At 68.8% G+C, this 16720-nt stretch carries 19 protein-coding genes and 2 pseudogenes; 12 read left to right on the top strand and 9 right to left on the bottom strand.

Annotated elements, in window-relative coordinates:
• Positions 1–50 precede the first annotated feature (50 nt).
• Positions 51–116, bottom strand: a pseudogene (locus V8Z80_RS10180) (DUF1153 domain-containing protein); the annotation flags it as partial.
• Positions 117–206: 90 nt separating this feature from the next.
• Between V8Z80_RS10180 and V8Z80_RS10175 the strand changes: the two are divergent.
• From V8Z80_RS10175 to V8Z80_RS10160, 4 genes and pseudogenes are all read left to right on the top strand, one after another.
• Positions 207–680: pseudogene (locus tag V8Z80_RS10175) on the top strand (DUF4232 domain-containing protein); the annotation flags it as partial.
• Positions 681–725: 45 nt separating this feature from the next.
• Complete coding sequence (locus V8Z80_RS10170) at positions 726–1019, top strand: YcgJ family protein (protein WP_336061933.1); 294 nt, start codon at positions 726–728, stop codon at positions 1017–1019.
• A 234-nt stretch (positions 1020–1253) separates the two neighbouring features.
• The gene (locus tag V8Z80_RS10165; RefSeq protein WP_336061928.1) at positions 1254–1676 is read left to right on the top strand and encodes a CBS domain-containing protein; all 423 of its coding nucleotides are present in this window, start codon (positions 1254–1256) and stop codon (positions 1674–1676) included.
• A 21-nt stretch (positions 1677–1697) separates the two neighbouring features.
• Positions 1698–2003, top strand: coding sequence for a hypothetical protein (locus tag V8Z80_RS10160; RefSeq protein WP_336061927.1), 306 nt, complete (start codon positions 1698–1700; stop codon positions 2001–2003).
• A 7-nt stretch (positions 2004–2010) separates the two neighbouring features.
• Here V8Z80_RS10160 and V8Z80_RS10155 read toward each other — a convergent pair whose 3' ends face one another.
• Positions 2011–2346 carry a four-helix bundle copper-binding protein gene (locus V8Z80_RS10155; RefSeq protein ID WP_155192291.1) on the bottom strand — a complete coding sequence of 112 codons (336 nt, stop codon included), beginning with the start codon at positions 2344–2346 and terminating at the stop codon, positions 2011–2013.
• Positions 2347–2709: 363 nt separating this feature from the next.
• On the opposite strand from V8Z80_RS10155, the gene V8Z80_RS10150 reads away from it, so the two are divergent.
• Together V8Z80_RS10150 and V8Z80_RS10145 are read left to right on the top strand one after the other, a co-directional pair.
• On the top strand, positions 2710–3174 hold the full coding sequence (locus tag V8Z80_RS10150) for a BON domain-containing protein (protein WP_336061926.1): 465 nt from the start codon (positions 2710–2712) through the stop codon (positions 3172–3174).
• 22 nt (positions 3175–3196) lie between these two features.
• Entirely contained in the window at positions 3197–3877 is a 681-nt protein-coding gene (locus tag V8Z80_RS10145; RefSeq protein WP_336061925.1) for a protein-L-isoaspartate(D-aspartate) O-methyltransferase, read from the top strand.
• A 19-nt stretch (positions 3878–3896) separates the two neighbouring features.
• Here the strand turns inward: V8Z80_RS10145 and V8Z80_RS10140 are convergent, their stop codons facing one another.
• Entirely contained in the window at positions 3897–4790 is an 894-nt protein-coding gene (locus tag V8Z80_RS10140; RefSeq protein WP_336061924.1) for a LysR family transcriptional regulator, read from the bottom strand.
• 95 nt (positions 4791–4885) lie between these two features.
• Here V8Z80_RS10140 and V8Z80_RS10135 point away from each other — a divergent pair, with 95 nt between their 5' ends.
• Genes V8Z80_RS10135 through V8Z80_RS10115 form a run of 5 tightly spaced genes read left to right on the top strand, consistent with a single transcriptional unit; the run spans position 4886 to position 9480 of the window.
• Positions 4886–5683: an enoyl-CoA hydratase-related protein gene (locus tag V8Z80_RS10135; RefSeq protein WP_155192284.1), complete on the top strand. Its 798-nt coding sequence runs from the start codon at positions 4886–4888 to the stop codon at positions 5681–5683.
• Between the two features lie 40 nt (positions 5684–5723).
• Complete coding sequence (locus V8Z80_RS10130; protein WP_336061923.1) at positions 5724–6695, top strand: Bug family tripartite tricarboxylate transporter substrate binding protein; 972 nt, start codon at positions 5724–5726, stop codon at positions 6693–6695.
• 10 nt (positions 6696–6705) lie between these two features.
• The gene (locus V8Z80_RS10125) at positions 6706–7914 is read left to right on the top strand and encodes a CaiB/BaiF CoA transferase family protein (protein WP_336061922.1); all 1209 of its coding nucleotides are present in this window, start codon (positions 6706–6708) and stop codon (positions 7912–7914) included.
• A complete protein-coding gene (locus tag V8Z80_RS10120) occupies positions 7907–9067 on the top strand; it encodes a thiolase C-terminal domain-containing protein (protein ID WP_336061921.1) in 1161 nt (386 codons plus the stop codon). The genes V8Z80_RS10125 and V8Z80_RS10120 overlap by 8 nt, the downstream gene beginning before the upstream one ends.
• Positions 9064–9480, top strand: a complete 417-nt coding sequence (locus V8Z80_RS10115; RefSeq protein WP_336061920.1) for a Zn-ribbon domain-containing OB-fold protein — start codon at positions 9064–9066, stop codon at positions 9478–9480. The genes V8Z80_RS10120 and V8Z80_RS10115 overlap by 4 nt, the downstream gene beginning before the upstream one ends.
• Positions 9481–9544: 64 nt before the next feature.
• On the opposite strand, the gene V8Z80_RS10110 is transcribed toward V8Z80_RS10115, so the two are convergent.
• The 4 genes from V8Z80_RS10110 to V8Z80_RS10095 are packed head-to-tail and all read right to left on the bottom strand — an operon-like array spanning position 9545 to position 12797.
• A complete protein-coding gene (locus tag V8Z80_RS10110) occupies positions 9545–10777 on the bottom strand; it encodes an MFS transporter (protein WP_155192275.1) in 1233 nt (410 codons plus the stop codon).
• Between the two features lie 58 nt (positions 10778–10835).
• Positions 10836–11936 carry an ACR3 family arsenite efflux transporter gene (gene arsB / locus V8Z80_RS10105; RefSeq protein WP_336061919.1) on the bottom strand — a complete coding sequence of 367 codons (1101 nt, stop codon included), beginning with the start codon at positions 11934–11936 and terminating at the stop codon, positions 10836–10838.
• Positions 11937–11940: 4 nt separating this feature from the next.
• On the bottom strand, positions 11941–12435 hold the full coding sequence (locus tag V8Z80_RS10100; protein WP_336061918.1) for an arsenate reductase ArsC: 495 nt from the start codon (positions 12433–12435) through the stop codon (positions 11941–11943).
• A 38-nt stretch (positions 12436–12473) separates the two neighbouring features.
• On the bottom strand, positions 12474–12797 hold the full coding sequence (locus tag V8Z80_RS10095; RefSeq protein ID WP_336061917.1) for an ArsR/SmtB family transcription factor: 324 nt from the start codon (positions 12795–12797) through the stop codon (positions 12474–12476).
• A gap of 110 nt (positions 12798–12907) precedes the next feature.
• Here V8Z80_RS10095 and fhuE point away from each other — a divergent pair, with 110 nt between their 5' ends.
• Positions 12908–15130, top strand: coding sequence for a ferric-rhodotorulic acid/ferric-coprogen receptor FhuE (gene fhuE, locus V8Z80_RS10090; protein WP_336061916.1), 2223 nt, complete (start codon positions 12908–12910; stop codon positions 15128–15130).
• Positions 15131–15192: 62 nt separating this feature from the next.
• On the opposite strand, the gene V8Z80_RS10085 is transcribed toward fhuE, so the two are convergent.
• Positions 15193–15900 (bottom strand): ribonuclease activity regulator RraA, encoded by a 708-nt coding sequence (locus V8Z80_RS10085; protein WP_155192269.1) that lies wholly within the window; start codon positions 15898–15900, stop codon positions 15193–15195.
• An 11-nt stretch (positions 15901–15911) separates the two neighbouring features.
• Positions 15912–16697, bottom strand: coding sequence for an SDR family oxidoreductase (locus tag V8Z80_RS10080; protein WP_155192267.1), 786 nt, complete (start codon positions 16695–16697; stop codon positions 15912–15914).
• Between the last annotated feature and the right edge of the window lie 23 nt (positions 16698–16720).

Here is a 16720-nt window from a genome sequence, read left to right as displayed (position 1 = left end):
ACCAGCCGGTTTTTCTAGATTGAGCTTGTCCAGTTCGTGGGAGGAGGTCACAGCACCAGCGCGCTCTTGCGCTTGGCTGTCCAGCGTTTGATGTCCTCTTCCATCTTCATGCTCATCGTCAACTTCCTCGATTATGACGTGAGCAGGATTTCACTGGGTCAATACAGGTTCTACGCGCCAGCGCCTGCACGCTCAACAGTTTTTCCATGAATTGGCATAATGGCTCGATGAATCGGCAACGGAAAAAAATACTGATGGTGCTGGCGGCGACGCTGCTGGTGGGTCCAGGCGCCGTGCTGGGCGGGCAGGCGCCTGCCGCCTGTCCGGCCGGCCAGCTGGCCTTGTCGGTCGACGACGGGCAGGGGCGTTTCAACGGGATGTCGCAATCGGGCATGGTGCTGACGGTGACGCATCGCGGCGATGCCGCCTGCACGTTGCCCGCGCGTCCGGAGCTGGGTTTCGAGGACAGCCGCCATCAGGCGCTTGCCGTTTCGATGCGCGCGCCCGGCCAGGCGCCTGCCGGCCCGGTGCTTGCGCCGCTGGCGCTGCCGGCAGGGGCAGTGGCCAGCAGCGAGGTACGCTGGGTGTCGGGGGATGTCTACGACGATGGGCTGTGTATCGCGCCGGCCTACGTCGTGCTTCGGGCCGGCGCGGGCAGCGTCCGCGCCCCGTTCGAGGGACGCCTTTGCGGTCCGCGCGGGCAGGGGCCTTCCTATCGGGCGACCGTGTTCTCGGTCTCGGCCATCCGCTCTCCGGCCCCCGGCGTGCTTTGCGATGCCTACTTGTGCGCGGACGATAAGGGCGTTTCCCGCGAGCTGACCGAGATGCATCTTGGCGGGCAAGCCGCGACGGCCCTGTTTTCCCAGGGCGGATTCGACCGGACGGCCTTCACTTTCGCCAGCGGGGTTTTCTGCGACACCAAGGAACGCCTGTGCCGCGAAAACCGCTACTACGGCGCGGACGGCAAACGCAGCGGGGCAGTATCGCAGCCATACACGAGGCTGCTGTTCGGCCAGTAGACCGCGTACGGGCGTGCCGCCTTGGGCCGGCGCGCAGGCGTTACGACCCTTGTCATGCGCACCGCCGCGCCGCCCTGCACGCCGCGGGCCGGTAGCGTCTGGTTGCCACGAGGGGCTGGGCAAGCGCCCCGATGAGGTTCCCAATAAAAGTTCGCGCCGCCAGCGTGCCCAGGTGCGCAGGCGTGCCGGCCGTTTGCGGCGCACTCGATATTGGCCTCTACAAGGAGCAAGCACATGCCTACCATCGCCCAAGTCATGACGCGCGAGCCCGCTTTCCTGCGCGACGACGAGTCCATCCAGCGGGCCGCCGAGCTGATGGCCGACCTGGACGTCGGCGAATTGCCCATCTGCGACGGGCGCCGTCTGGTCGGCGTCGTCACTGACCGCGACATTACCGTGCGCTGCGTCGCGCGCGGCGCCACGCCCGCCTCCACCCGCGTGAGCGAGGCCATGAGCAGCGGTCCCCAATGGTGCTTCGAGGACGATGCCGTGGAAGATGCCAGCCGCAAGATGGCCGAGCGGCAATTGCGCCGCCTGATGGTGCTCGATCGCGACAAGCAGCTGGTCGGCGTGGTCTCGCTCGGCGACCTGGCCGTCAAGGCCGGCGCCGGCGGCGCGCTCAAGGACGTGTCGGCGCCGGCGCAGCCCGCACGTTGAATCCGTCCAGGAGGAACCGACATGGCTCGAACGACAGCGCACGACAGCCCCGCCGGCCCGGACCGGCTGGCGGGCCAGCCCGACGTCAACGCCGGCGCGCCGCGGCCGCAAGCCGGGGCGCCAGCGGCGGCGCCGCAACGGCCCGATATGGACCGTCCGCCGCGCCAGGGCGCCGATACGCCGGGTTTCGACCGGGCGACTGCGCAGGAGGAAACCGAGGCGCGCACCGGGACTTTGCCCGATACCCGGCGGCGCGGTGCCGACGCCGAGCTGGACGGGCCCGAACCGGCTGAACCGGCCGAGCCCGGCGCCAAGCCGGCGCGCTGAATTCAGGCTAGCCGGCCGCCATGCGTTCGCATGCCTGGGCGCAGCGTCGGCAGGCCGCCGCGCAGTCCTGCATGCCGTCCAGCGCGTCGCAGCTTTCGGCGCATTGGCGGCACAACACGGCGCAGTCCGCGCAGGTGCGGCCGTGCTCGGGCGAGCCCAGCAGCATAAGGTGCGCCGAAGCGCGGCAGATTTCGGCGCAGGCCATCATCAGCCGGAAGTGGGTGGGCTCGAGGTGCGGGCCGCCTTGCTCCAGGCAATGGCGCATGGCCATGCCCAGGCAGCTTTGGTAGCAGCGCAGGCATTCCTCGATGCAGGACTGCATGGGCGCAGGGACGGGGTTCATGGCGGTCTCCTTGTCGGGAATAAGGGTCTGCGCTTGCCGCAGCAAGCGCCGTACCGGGCGGCGAGGCGGACTGCCGTGCGGCACGTCCGCTGGCCTGGCGCCCGGCTTGCCGTGTGCCCGCCGGGACCGTGGGTTCGTGCCGCAGCGGCAGGATTTACCGCCGCATTGCAAAAAATGCAGGGACGCGAGGCCGCCGACCAGCCCTGCATGCCGGCATGGGCAGAGGCGGCGGGGCGGGATGCGGGCCGCCTGCGCCGCAGGCACAAGGCTTGCATCGGAAGTTGGAGCGGCTCGCGCGCAGGGCGCGGGCGCTCAAAAGAAAGTCCCGGCCGTTGGCCGGGCCTGGGACCACGGGAGACCGCTGTGAAACACACCTTCGATCGTTTGGTGGCGCTGGCCGTCGGCGCCGCCGCCATGTATTACCTGGACCCGCAGATGGGTCGCCGGCGCCGCGCGCTGCTGTGCGACAAGTTTGATGCGCTATGCCACGACGCCTGCCACGCCATGCAGGCCAAGGGCAAGGATGCGGCCCACCGCGTCAAGGGGATGGTGGCCCAGGCCGGTTCGAGCATGGCCAGCGAGCCCGTGGACGACGAGCGCCTGGCCGAGCGTATCCGGTCGCAGCTGGGGCGTCTGGTCAGCACTCCCGGTGCGGTGGACGTGTCGGTGGCCGACGGCGTGGCGACGCTGTCGGGGCAGATCCTGGCCGCCGAGCGCGAGCCTCTGGTCGAGGCCGTGGCAGCCATGCAGGGCGTGGGCGGGGTGGACGACCGTCTGTCCACGCATGACGCCCCGGGCAACGTGCCGGAACTGCAAGGCGCGCCCTGATCCTGGCCGGGCTGCTGTGGCGATGGACCAGGAGCACAGCCTGCGTGAAAACATGGTGCAGCGCCAACTGGTGGCGCGCGGCCTGCATGATGCCGGCGTGCTGGCGGCCATGCGCAAGGTGCCGCGCTCGGCTTTCGTGCCCGATGAGGTGCGTGCGCTGGCCTACGACGACGCGCCCTTGCCGATAGGCTGCGGCCAGACCATCTCGCAGCCCTACATCGTGGCGCTGATGGCCCAGGCGGCCGCCTTGCGGCCGGGCGACAAGGTGCTGGACATCGGCGCGGGCTCGGGCTATGCGGCCGCGGTAATGGCGCAGATCGCCGGCCATGTCCAGGCCATCGAGCGGCATGAGCCGCTGGCGCTGCAGGCGCGCGCCCGGTTGCGGCAGCTGGGCTACGGCAATGTGACGGTGCAGGTGGGCGACGGCACGCTGGGCCTGCCCTCGCAGGCGCCCTTCGACGCCATCGTGGCCGCCGCCGGCGGGCCTTACGTTCCGCCGGCCTGGCGCGAGCAGCTGGCCGTGGGCGGACGCCTGGTGATGCCGGTGGGCCAGGCTACGCGGCGCCAGCGCCTGCTGCGCATCGTGCGCCGCGGACAGGACGACTACGAAGAGCAGGACCTGGGGGCGGTGGCCTTCGTGCCGCTGATCGGCGAGCAAGGCTGGCAAGGCGGCGCGCAAGGCATGCATGCGCCGCGCCGATAGCCCTGCGCCGGTACGCTGGCTAGGCGCGGGCGCTGGCGTGCTGCTGGATCAGCTCATAGGCAGTCAGGATCAGGCTGTCGTTCGTGTCGCCTCTGTGCGCGACGCGGAACTCGATCGGTATTGCCGCGCGCTCCGGGAAGACGCGCACCAGTTGGCGGCGCAAGCTGCCTTCCTGCAAGAGCACGTCCGGCAGCATCGCCACGCCCGATCCGGAAGCGATCACCCGTATCAGGGCCTGGACATGATTGCAGGTGTTGATACGGTAGCCTCGCGATGCGCCGCGCAGGCAGTCCATCGTCAGGTGGTATTGCAGCGAAGGCTTGGACAGCGTCCAGATGGGCAAGGCGGCCATGTCCGCGCCGCGGCGGGTCAGGCCGTGCTGCCGGGCCAGCTCGGCGTGGCAGCACCAGGCCAGGTTGATCTTGCTCAGGCAGGCGGAATCGACCTCGGAATCGCCCGGCTGCGTCACGATGATGGCCAGGTCCAGGGCGGCCCGGCTCAGCTTGTGGCGCAGGTTCACCGTCAGGTCGACATCGATTTCCCAATCCACGTCGGGCATTTTTTCGCGCGCCAGCCGCGTGATGGCGGCCAGGCCCGTAACGGCGAATATTTCGCCGCAGCCCAGCTTGAGCGTGCCGCGCATGTCCCGGGCGTTGGTGACCGCCCGCAGCACGCCGTCCATCTCGTCGAGCAGGGGCGCATAACGGTCCACCAGCGTTCTGCCCTTGACGGTCAGGATCATGCGGCGCCCCATGCGTTCGAACACGCGGATGCCTAGCCGGTCCTCCAGCTCCTTGACGCGGGCGGACACGGTGGGCTGCGTGGTGTTAAGACGCGTTGCCGCCGCGGCAAAGCTGCCCAGTCGTGCGATCCATACCAGGGTTTCGAGGTGGACGAGGCTGGGTTTAAACATAAGAAAAGACAATGATTAAAGGTAAATATTAATTCATTGTATTGATGTCAGGCCGTCTCTACCATTGCTGGCAGCCCAGTTGGAGACGCAGAAGAATGAGCATCGAACGAACGGCCGAGGCCGGCATCCTGACTATCACGATCAATCGGCCCGAAAAGATGAATGCCCTGGATCCGGCCTCCATGGTCGCCTTGAGGGATGCGCTAAAGGGATTCGATGCCGATCCCAGCCTGCAGGTGGCCATCCTGACGGGCGCCGGCGAGCGGGCGTTTTGCGCCGGGGCCGACCTGACAAGGACCTTGCCGGACCGGCCCTACGTATCCGGAATGTTCGAGCGCGAAGCCGACGCGCGTAGCCCGCTTTATATACGCAACATCTCGCTGCCCAGGCTGGGGCTGAGCAAGCCGTTGATTGCCGCGGTCAATGGCGTGGCCGTGGGCGGGGGCATGGAGTTGGCGCTCAACGCGGATTACTGCTTGTGTGCCAGCGGCGCCCGCTTCGGCCTGACCGAGCCGCGCGTCGGAAGCATCCCGGCCATATCGGGTATCCAGCGGCTTATGCAGTCGCTGCCGCGTTCGGCCGCCATGAGGCTGTTGCTGACCGGTGAAATCATCGATGCGGCCACGGCGCATGCGTATGGCGTGGTGACGGAGGTCGTGGCGGCCGGGGAACTGCTGCCGCGCGCGCGGGAAATCGCCGGGCAGATCGTTGCGAACGCACCCCTGGCGGTGCGCGCCATCAAGTACCTGGCCGACAAGGCGATGGACCTGCCCGTGCGGGAGGCGCTGGAGGTCGAGGAGCTGGTGTGGGGCCACCTGCTTGCCTCGGAGGACAGGATCGAAGGGCGCAAGGCCTTTGCCGAGAAACGCAAGCCCAGCTTCCGCGGCTGCTGAAGCACGCCCAGATACGTACAGACACTAGAAGGAGACAGCAATGATGAAAATGACCAAGCGCGTCCTGGCGGCCTGCCTGCTGGGTTCGGTCGGCGCGATGGCGCCTCTTGCCGCCGGGGCGGCGTTTCCGGGCCAGCCGATTACCCTGGTCGTGCCTTTTCCGCCGGGGGGAGGGAACGACCAGATTGGCCGGCTGCTGAGCGAAGGCCTGGCCCAGGAGCTGAAGGTGCCTGTCGTCGTGGAGAACCGCGCGGGCGCGGGCGGCAATATCGGCGTGACCTACGTGGCGCGCGCCAGGCCGGATGGCTACACCCTGGCGGTTGCGTCGAACCAGGTCGCGATCAATACCTCGCTGTATTCGAACCTGGGCTACGACCTGCAATCGCTACGCGGCGTTGCCATGGTCGCCGAGGTGCAGTTCCTGCTGGTGGCCAACCCGGCAACGGAGCTGCGCAGCGTGGCCGACGTGCTGGACAAGGTCAAGGCAGGCAAGACGTTGAATCATGGCACCCCGGGCAGCGGGACCCCGCAGCATCTGTCGGCCGAACTGTTCAACCGGCAGACCGGGATCAGCCTGGCTCATGTTCCCTATCGAGGCTCCGGCCCCGCGATCGCCGATGTGCTGGGCGGCCACATCGAGTTGGCCTTCGCGACCTTGCCTGCCGTGGCGCCTCACGTCAAGTCGGGAAAGTTCAATGGCATAGCCGTGACGGGCAAGGCCCGCTCGCCGCTGCTGCCGGATGTGCCGACCGTGGCCGAGGCCGGCGTGCCGGGCTATGAGTCCACGACGTGGTACGGCGTGCTGGCGCCCGCTGAAACCCCCGACGATGTCGTCAAGACGCTGTCCGATGCGCTCGAGCGCGTGACTTCGTCCCAGGCCTTCCAGGACCGCCTGGCCGAGCTTGGCTATGAGTCCCTTTACCTGCCGGCGGCCGACATGGACGCGCTCATGGCCGCCGACGAGAAGAAGTGGGCCCGGGTCATCAACGACATCGGCCTGAAGATCGAATAAGGAGCTTCAATTGCTGCAGACCACTCTGGATGGGGTGCGCGTCATCGATTTTTCCCAGATCGGAGCGGGACCCACGTGTTCCATGTATCTCGGCGACCTTGGCGCCGATGTCATCAAGATCGAGCCGCCTGGCGGCGATCTGGGACGCAAGCTGGGCAAACCCTGGGTACAGGACGAAAGCCCTGTCTACATGGCCTTCAACCGCAACAAGCGCAGCGTGTGCGTGGACCTGAAAACGCCGCAAGGCCTGCAGCTGCTGCATCGCCTGGCGGCAGGGGCCGACGTTGTCGTGGAAAGCTTTCGGCCCGGCGTGATGCAAAGGCTGGGGCTGGACTACCGCCGCCTTAGCGCAGCGAATCCGCGCCTGGTCTATTGCTCGGTATCGGCGTTCGGCCAAACCGGCCCCGCGGCGCACAAGCCGGGAGTGGACGGCATCGTGCAGGGCGAGTCGGGTTTGATGAGCCTGATAGGCCTGCCCGATACGGAACCGTGCAAGGTGCAGGCGCCCGTTGTCGATATCGCCACCGGATTCATCGCCACGATCGGCGTCGTTTCCGCCTTATTGGCGCGCGAGCGCAGCGGGGCCGGCGCCTGGGTGGATACCAGCCTGTTCGCTTCGGCCATCGCCTTGCAGCAATCGGCCTTCACCGAGTTCCTGGGCTCGGGCAGGCTGCCTGTCAAGGCCGGCAGCAGCGCGCCTTACGCTGCGCCCAACGAGGCTTTCGAAGCCGCGGACGGCTGGCTCATGGTGGCGGCATACAACGGGGGCAGGTGGGAACGCTTGTGCGAGGTGCTGGGCCTGGCCGGCGATCCCGCCTTGGCCGCCCTGGCCGATCTGGACAGCCGCATCGAGCATCGCGCGGGCATGCGCAGCCTGCTGGCGCCGAAATTCCGCCAGCGCACCGTCGAACATTGGCTGCAGGCCTTGTCGGCCGCCGACATCGTGTGCGGCCGGGTGGCAGACTACCAAGACCTGCAGGATTCGCCGCAGCTGGCGCATCTCAATCTTGTGGAGTCCATCAGGCTGCAGGACGGCAGGCAGTTTCGCGTGCCGGCTTTCCCCATCAACAGCGCGCAGCGCGAAAGGCCTTCACGCCCGCCTCCGGCGTGCGGCGAGCATACCGTGCAGGTGCTCGTCGAGCTCGGCGTGCCCGAGGAGCAGATCCAGGACCTGCGCCGCGACGGCGTCGTATTCGCCGCGGGGGATGCCCGTGGCTAGATCGCGATGCGCAATCGTCGGCGTCGGCAAAACCGATTGGGCCGCCGACTGGCATGCGGTACGTGCCGGCAATGCTCCGCATGACCAGTATGGCTATGCCTTGCAGGCCCTGCTGGGCGCCATGCGGGATGCAGGGCTGGGGCGGGAGGATATCGACGGCCTGATCGTGGGGCAGTCCACGGCATACGAAAGAATGGCCGAGGTGGCCGGCATGGACGTGCGCTGGGGCGATCAGGCCGATGCGCCCACGGCGATGCTCAAGGCCATAGCCGCGATCGAGTCCGGGCAGGCCGAGACCATCGCCCTGGTTTACGGGAGCAATCAGCGTTCGGCCAAGGTCCAGTATGGCGGGCCGGCCGCCATGGGCGGAGACATGTTCCTGGCCTACGTCTATCACGCGCCCTGGGGCTTGAGCTCGCAGGGTGCCTTGTATGCCCTGACGGCCAACGCCTATATGCACCAGACAGGAATGACGCAGGCCGAGCTCGGCTGCGTCGCGCTCGCCCAGCGGCAGTGGGCCGGGCTCAATCCCGAAGCGATACTGCGCAGGCCTGTTTCCATCGCGGACTATCTGGCCTCTCCTTTCATATGCGAACCCTTGCGCCTGCTGGATTACTGCATGGTCAACGACGGCGGCGTGGCATTGATCGTCACCACTGCCGAGCGCGCCGCGCGTACCGGCAGGGCCGTGCACGTCAAGGGCATCGGCCGCTATGACGAAAACCGGGCTTCGACCAGCCTGGCGCCGCGGCTGGACGGGTTCTATCGGACCGCGCAGCGCAACGCAGGCGCATCCTCGTTCGCGATGGCGGGCGTCTGCCACGAGGACATCGACCTGTTCTCGGTCTATGACAGCTTTTCCATGCACGTCGTGCTGGCGCTGGAGGGGTATGGCTATTGCGGCGCGGGCGAGGCCGGACGGTTTCTTGCGACACGGGGCATCGGGCCGCAAGGCTGCCTTCCCACCAATACGTCCGGCGGGCATCTGTCGGATTCTTACATGCAGGGCTGGGGGCATTACGTGGAATGCGTGCGGCAGCTGCGCGGCGAGGCCGGCCAGCGGCAGGTGGCGGGCGCCCGCCATGCCCACTACACCTCGGATATCGCCGGCAAGGCCGTTTCCATCGTTCTGGCTGCGCAGGAGGCGGCATGAACCAGACCGGAACCTTTCCATCCCCGGTTGGCGGATTGCTGGAAGACCGGATGTGGCGCGGCATCGACGACGGACGGATGGCGCTGCCGTTCTGCCAGGCGTGCGCGCGCGCCGTATATCCTCCATCGGGCTGCTGCCCGCACTGCTTGCGCACGGAACTGCCATGGCGGCCGTTGTCGGGCATGGGGCGCATCGTTTCGTGGACCCGCTTTCACAGGACCTACCTGCCGGAATATCCCGCGCCTTATACGGTCGTTGCCGTGGCCCTGGCGGAAGGCCCGGTGATGGTATCGCGGCTGCTGGGCCCGGAGCCGGCGAACGACGAGTGGATCGGCCTGGCGGTGCGGATGTGCTATGCCCAGTTCGATAAAGGGCGCAAGCTGCCCTGCTTTCGCTTGGCGGCGGAGACGTAAGCGCCAGGGCGGGCCGCCGGGATACGGGCGGCGGCGCGGCCTGGCTTGCCCGGACGTCCCCACGCTAGCCCGGGGCGCGAAGCCGGGTATCCGGCCCGCCGCCCGGCCCCCCCACGCGCAGCAGCGCCAAGGCCGCGAAGCCGGCCAGGCCCAGCAGGGCGGTCACCCATAGGGCGCCGGCGCCCCACCGGCTGATGCACAGGCCGAACAGCCACGGCGCCGAGGCCTGGGCGATGCGCGCCGGCACCATCAGCAGGCCTTGGCGCAGGCCGTAGCCCTGCGGGCCGAACAGCACCAGCGGCAGCGTGCCCTTGGCGATGGTAAGAATGCCGTTGCCCGCGCCATGCAGCAGCACGAAGGCCGAGGCGGCCGGGGCGCCGGCAGCAAGCAGGGCCGCCGCGCCGGCGGGATGGGCCAGCGCCGCCAGCCGCGCCGAGAGCAGCGGATGGGTCTTGCGCAACAGGCTGAACTCCAGGATGCGGCCGGCGACCTGGGCCGGGCCGACCAGCGCGCCGGCCGCCACGGCGGCTGCCAGCGTGGCGCCGGCCGCCATCAGCAAGGCCGGCAGGTGAGCCGCCATGGCGGTGCTGGTGAACCAGGTGATGGCAAAGACCAGCGACAACAGTGTCGAGCGCCACAGCGTGGGCGCATGCTGGGGCGCGGCGGGCGTCGGTGCCGGCCGGGCAGGGCCGGACGGCCCGGAGCCGCAGGCGGCACCGGATGCGCGGGCCGGTTCGGGATCGGGCAACAGGGCATTGAGCGGCAGCGCCAGCCCCAGGTGCAGCGCCGCCCAGCCCAGGCAGGCGCCGCGCCAGCCCCATTGCAGTTCGAGATAGGCGGACAAGGGCCAGCCGACGGTGCTGGCAAAGCCGGCGATCAGCGTGATGCCGGAAATCGTGTTGCGCGAGCCCGCACCATACAGGCGCACCAGGGCCGCGAAGGCCGCTTCGTACAAGCCGCTGCCCATGCCCAGGCCCAGCAGCGCCCAGGCCAGGAACAGGCTGACGGGCCCCTGGGCGCCGGCCAGGGCCGCCAGGCCGCAGGCGAACAGCACGTTGGTGGCCATCAGGACCGGCCGCCCGCCCCAGCGGTCGATGGCCCGGCCGGCAGAGGGGCCGACCAGGGCCGAGACCAGCAAGGCGGCCGAGAACGCCGCGAACACCGTGGGCACGCTGACGCCCAGCTCGCGCGCCATGGGCGTGGCCAGCATGGCCGGCAGGTAGTAGCTGGATGCCCAGGCCAGCGTTTGCGCGGTCCCCAGGGCCAGGACGACACCGCCGCGGCTGTTCAGGCGCATCGTTTGTTTCTCCCTCACGTCGACATGCAATCGTAATACGTCGACGCATGGGCGATGCTCAGGGAACCGGGCCGGCCTGCTTGCCGCGCGGGCCCGCCCCGCGTTCGTACCAGCCGCGCGAGCGATTGACCACCCGCACCACCGCCAGCATCAGCGGCACCTCGATCAAGACCCCGACCACCGTGGCCAGGGCCGCGCCCGAGTCGAAGCCGAACAGGCTGATGGCGGCGGCCACCGACAGCTCGAAGAAATTGGACGCGCCGATCAGCGCGGACGGGCAGGCCACGCTGTGCTGCTCGCCCGCTTTGCGGTTGAGCCAGTAGGCCAGTCCCGAGTTAAAGACCACCTGGATCACGATGGGCACCGCCAGCATGGCGATGACCAGCGGCTGGCTCAGGATCGCCTGGCCCTGGAAGCCGAACAGCAGCACCAGCGTGAGCAGCAGGGCGCCGATGGACAGCGGACCGATGCGCTGCATCGCCTGCTCGAAGGCCTGCGGCCCGCGGCGCAGCAGGCGCCGGCGCCAGGCCTGCGCCAGGATGACGGGCACGACGATGTACAGCCCGACCGAGGTCAGCAGGGTGTCCCAGGGCACGACGATGGCCGACATGCCCAGCAGCAGGCCCACGATGGGTGCGAAGGCGAACACCATGATCAGGTCGTTGAGCGCCACTTGCGAGAGCGTGAAGGCGGCATCGCCCCGGGTGAGCCGGCTCCAGACGAACACCATGGCGGTGCAGGGCGCGGCGGCCAGCAGGATCAGCCCGGCGATGTAGCTGTCGATCTGCTCGGCCGGCAGCCAGGGCGCGAACACCTGGCGGATGAACAGCCAGCCCAGCAGGGCCATGGAGAACGGCTTGACGGCCCAGTTGACGAACAGCGTGATGCCGATGCCGCGCCAGTGGCGGCGCACCTGGCCCAGCGCCGAGAAGTCCACTTTCATCAGCATCGGGATGATCATGACCCAGATGAGCACGCCGACGGGCAGGTTGACCTGGGCCAGCTCCATGCGGCCCACGGCCTGGAAGGCCGACGGCAGCGCCTGGCCCAGCGCCACGCCCAGCACGATGCACAGGAACACCCACAGCGTGAGATAGCGCTCGAACAGGCTGATCGCCGGTTGCGGGGACTCGGGGCGGACAGAAGCGGAGCAGGCCATGGCGCTAGTCCTGCCGCTGGCCGATGGCGCGCAGCTCGGTCTGCAGCGACAGGGCATCCAGGCGCTCGAACGGCAGCGAGGCGAACAGCTCGATGCGCCGCTTGAGCATGCGCGCGGTGTCGTGAAAGGCCTTCAGGCGTTCGGCATCCGTGCCGGCATGGGCGGCCGGGTCGGGCATGCCCCAGTGCGCCGACATGGGCCGGCCGGGCCATACCGGGCAGGCTTCTCCGGCGGCGTCATCGCACACCGTAAAGATGAAGTCCATCCGCGGCGCATCCGCCGCGGCGAACTCGTCCCAGCTCTTGCTGCGATAGCCTTCGGCCGGCAAGGACAGCTGCCGCAAGGTGGCCAGCGCCATGGGATGGACTTCGCCCTTGGGATGGCTGCCGGCCGAGTAGGCGCGAAAGCGCTCGCCGGCCAGGCCGTTGAGCAGGCCTTCGGCCAGGATGGACCGGGCTGAATTGCCGGTGCACAGGAACAGTACGTTGTAGGGAGTCATGGCAGGGGTTCCAGCGGTGGAGGAAAAGAAAGACGGGATCAGCAATCGGTGCGGGCGCGTTCGCCGACCTCGCAGGCGGCGCCCTGGCAGCAGTGCTCGGTGAGATAGCCCAGCAGCGCGTTCATGCGGGCGAAGTCGGCGCGATAGATCAGGTTGCGGCCCTGCTGCTCGACCGTGAGCAGTTGCGCCTGCGACAGGCCCTTCAGATGGAAGGACAGGGTGTTGCGGGCGCTGTCCAGCTGTGCGGCCAGCACGCTGGGGGTCAGCCCTTGCGGGCCGGCCGCGACCAGGGCGCGGAACACGCGCAGGCGTTGCGGGTGGGCCAGGGCGCCCAAGGCGGAGACGGCTTGTTTTTCATTCATGATTCGATAATACAAGAATTATTGAACTATTAACGGAAAAGAAATGAGATGGATTCGTATTAATATTTACGGCTATCAGACACACACACAAAAGGGAGAGGAATTCCGCCATGCCGATCATCCTGGGGCGTTCGCGCCGCATCCGTTCATCGTCTTGCCCCTTGCCGCGAGCCCTGGCGCGCCGCACGCCGTGCTGCCTGGCCGTGCTGGCCCTGGCCGCTGGCGGCGCGGCCGCACAGGAAGGCGGCAGCGTGAAGGCCCTGGCGCCCTTGCAGGTGATCGGCCAGTCCGGCGCGGGCGACGCGCTGGCCACCGAAGGCTCGCAGTCCTATACGCCGGCCGCCACCGCGGCCAGCACCGGCCTGCCGCTATCGCTGCGCGAGACGCCGCAATCGGTCACCGTGGTCACCCGCCAGCGCATCGAGGACCAGGACATGCGCTCGCTGGCCGAGGTCATGGCCAGCACGCCGGGCATCGCGGTGCGGCACTCGGACAGCGAGCGCTATTCGTTCAGCGCGCGCGGCTTCAATATCGACAACTACATGTACGACGGCATCCCCACCGGTTTCGACTCGGGCTACGATGCCGGCGAATCCTCGGTCGATCCCATCATCTACGACCGCGTGGAAGTGGTGCGCGGCGCCACCGGCCTGCTGACCGGCGCGGGCAACCCCTCGGCCTCGATCAACCTGGTGCGCAAGCACGCCGATAGCAGGCAGTTCAAGGCCGACCTGAGCCTGGGCGGCGGCAGCTGGGACACCTATCGCGCCACCGCCGATCTTTCCACCCCCCTGAACGCCGCCGGCAACGTGCGCGGCCGCATCGTCAGCGCCTACCAGGATGGCCGCTCGCACCTGGATCACTACGAGAACCAGCGCAAGGTCTTCTATGGCGTGATCGATGCCGACCTGGGCGCCCGCACCACGCTGAGCGCGGGCTTCAATTACCAGGACAACGACCCGCGCGGCAGCACCTGGGGCGGCTTTCCCCTGTGGTATGCCGATGGCGGGCGCACCGACTGGCGCCGCTCGCTGAACGTGGGCGCCGACTGGACGTCCTGGGGCAGCACCACCCAGGGCACCTTCGCCAGCCTGCGGCATGGGTTCGGCAATGGCTGGAACGTGCAGCTGCATGGCGCGCACAGCAAGCACGAGATGGACGCCAAGCTGCTTTACCTGACCGGCTGGCCCGACCGCGAGACCGGGCAGGGCATGAACGCCTCGCCGTCGTGGTACCTGGGCGAGCGCAAGCAGAACAGCGTGGATCTGAAGGCCAACGGGCCTTTCACCCTGTTCGGCCGCCGCCACGAGGCGGTGGTGGGCGCCAGCCTGAGCCGGCGCTATGCCGATTTCGACAGCCGCTCGGGCCTGTCGCCGGCCGGCGTGGGCAACTTCCTGGACTGGGACGGCTCGTATCCCGAACCGGCATGGAGCGACGAGACGATATCGGCCTCGCGCTACACCACCAAACAAACCGGCTGGTACGGCGCGCTGCGGCTGAACCTGGCCGACCCGCTCAGGCTGATCGTGGGCGGGCGCTACAGCACCTGGAAGACCGACGCCACCGGCTGGGCCGGCGCCAGCCCCGCCAGGTTCGACAAGACGGCCTTCGTGCCCTATGCCGGCCTGCTGTTCGACATCAACGAAAACTACACGGCCTACATCAGCTACACCGAGATATTCAATCCGCAAAGCTACCAGGACCGCCATGGCGGCTGGCTCGATCCGCTGGAAGGCAAGGCCTACGAGGCCGGCATCAAGGGCGAATTCATGCAGGGCCGCCTGAACGCCAGCGCCGCCGTGTTCCAGATCGAGCAGGACAACCTGGGGCAGCTCGATCCCGGCCACCTGGTGCCCGGCACGCCCAACCAGGCCTATCGCGCGGCGCAGGGCACGCGCAGCCGCGGCTTCGACCTGGAGGTGTCGGGCGAGGTGCTGCCGGGCTGGAACCTGGCGGCCGGCTGGTCGCACTGGACCGGCCGCGACGGCCAGGGCAACGCCATCCAGACCAACCAGCCGCGCACGCTGGTGCGGCTCTTTACCACCTATCGCCTGCCCGGCGCATGGCAAGGGCTGACGCTGGGCGGCGGCGTGAACTGGCAAAGCCGCGTCTATGCCATGGCCAGCGGGCCCAACGGCCAGGAGCGCGTCGGCCAGGGCAGCTACGCCATTGCCAGCCTGATGGCGAACTACCGCTTCGACCGCGCCCTGTCGGCGCAGTTGAACGTGGACAACGTGTTCGACCGCAAGTACTACAGCCAGGTCGGCTTCTACAGCCAGGGGGCGTGGGCCCAGGGGCGCCGCGTCACCTTGACGATGCGCTACCAGTACTGAGCCGCCATGCCGGGGCGGCAGATCGCGGCCCGGGCATGGCCGGCCCCTGGCGCGGCGGCGCGCTAGCCGTCCCGGCCCTTGCTGTACGCCTCGTAGCGCGCCTGGTTCTCGGGGCTGAGCGGATACAGGCCGGTCAGCGGCGCGCCTTGCAGCACTTGGTCCAGGATCCAGGCCTCGGTGCGCTCCTGCTCCAGGGCCTGGGCCGCCACCTCGCCGGTCAGCGCGGCGGGAATGACGATGGCGCCGTCCTCGTCGGCCACGATGATGTCCTGCGGGAACACGGCCACCCCGCCGCAGGCCACGGGCTGCTGCCAGCCTACGAAGGCCAGCTGCGCCACGGCCGGCGGGGCGGCGGCGGCGCTGCACCAGACCGGCAGGCCGGTCTGCACGATGCCGGCGCGGTCGCGCACGGCGCCTGCGGTGACCAGGCCGGCCACCTGCCGCTGCCGCATGCGGGCGCACAAGATGTCCCCGAAGATGCCCGCATCGGCGATGCCGGCGGTGTCGGCCACCACCACGCAGCCGGCCGGCATGGCTTCGACGGCGGCGCGCGTGGAGGTCGGCGAGGACCAGGCCGCCGGCGTGGCCAGGTCTTCGCGCTGGGGCAAAAAGCGCAGCGTGAAGGCCGGGCCCGCCACGCGCTGCTGTCCGGCCGCCAGCGGGGCCGTGCCGCGCAGCCAGACGTTGCGCAAGCCCTTCTTGAACAGGATGGTCGTCAGCGTGGCGGTGGTCACGGACGACAGCGCCGCCAGGACGTCGGGAGAGGACATCGGGCCGCCTCTCAAATGCTGGGGATCAGGCCGCCGTCGACGCGCACGACCGAACCCGTGATGTAGGAGGCCGCCTGGCTGGCCAGGAACACCACCGCATTGGCGTATTCGGCCGGCTCGCCGTAGCGCTGCATGGGGATGCTGGCGGTGCTTTCCTTGGTGACGTCCTCGACCGGCCGGCCTTCGCGCCTGGCCTTGGCCTCGTCCAGGAAGCGGATGCGTCCCGTGGCGATGCGGCCCGGCACCACGATGTTGGCGGTGATGCCGTCGGGCGCGACTTCGCGCGCCAGGGTCTTGGACCAGCCGACCAGCGTCGCGCGCAGGGCGTTGGAGATGCCCAGGTTCGGTATGGGCGCGATCACGCCCGACGAGGTGCTGGTAACGATGCGCCCCCACTTGCGCTGGCGCATGCCGGGCAGGACCCGGTCGGTGATGCCGATGACCGACAGCACCATGGCCTGGAAGCTTTTCTCCCACAGCGCGGCATCCTGGCCGGCGACCGGCGTGGGGGGCGGGCCGCCCGTGTTGTTGACCAGGATGTCCACCGGCCCGAGCCCGGCCTCGATGGCGCCGATGCGTGCGTCGATCACGGACAGGTCGGCCAGGTCCCACGCCAGCGACAGCGCCTGGGCGCCTTGGGCCTGCAGCGATTTTGCCGTGGCGGCGGCCGCCTGCTCGTCCAGGTCGGCCAGGGCCAGCCGGGCCCCTTCGGCGGCCAGCGCCGCGGCGATGGCGCTGCCCAAGCCGCCGCCGGCGCCCAGCACCAGGGCGGTCCGGCCTTTCAATCCCATGTCCATGCGTTTTCTCCTTCTGTCGGCTG

The sequence above is a fragment of the Orrella sp. JC864 genome (assembly GCF_037026685.1).
Classification (GTDB): Bacteria; Pseudomonadota; Gammaproteobacteria; order Burkholderiales; family Burkholderiaceae_B; genus Orrella.
This window is presented reverse-complemented; position numbering and strand designations above follow the sequence as displayed.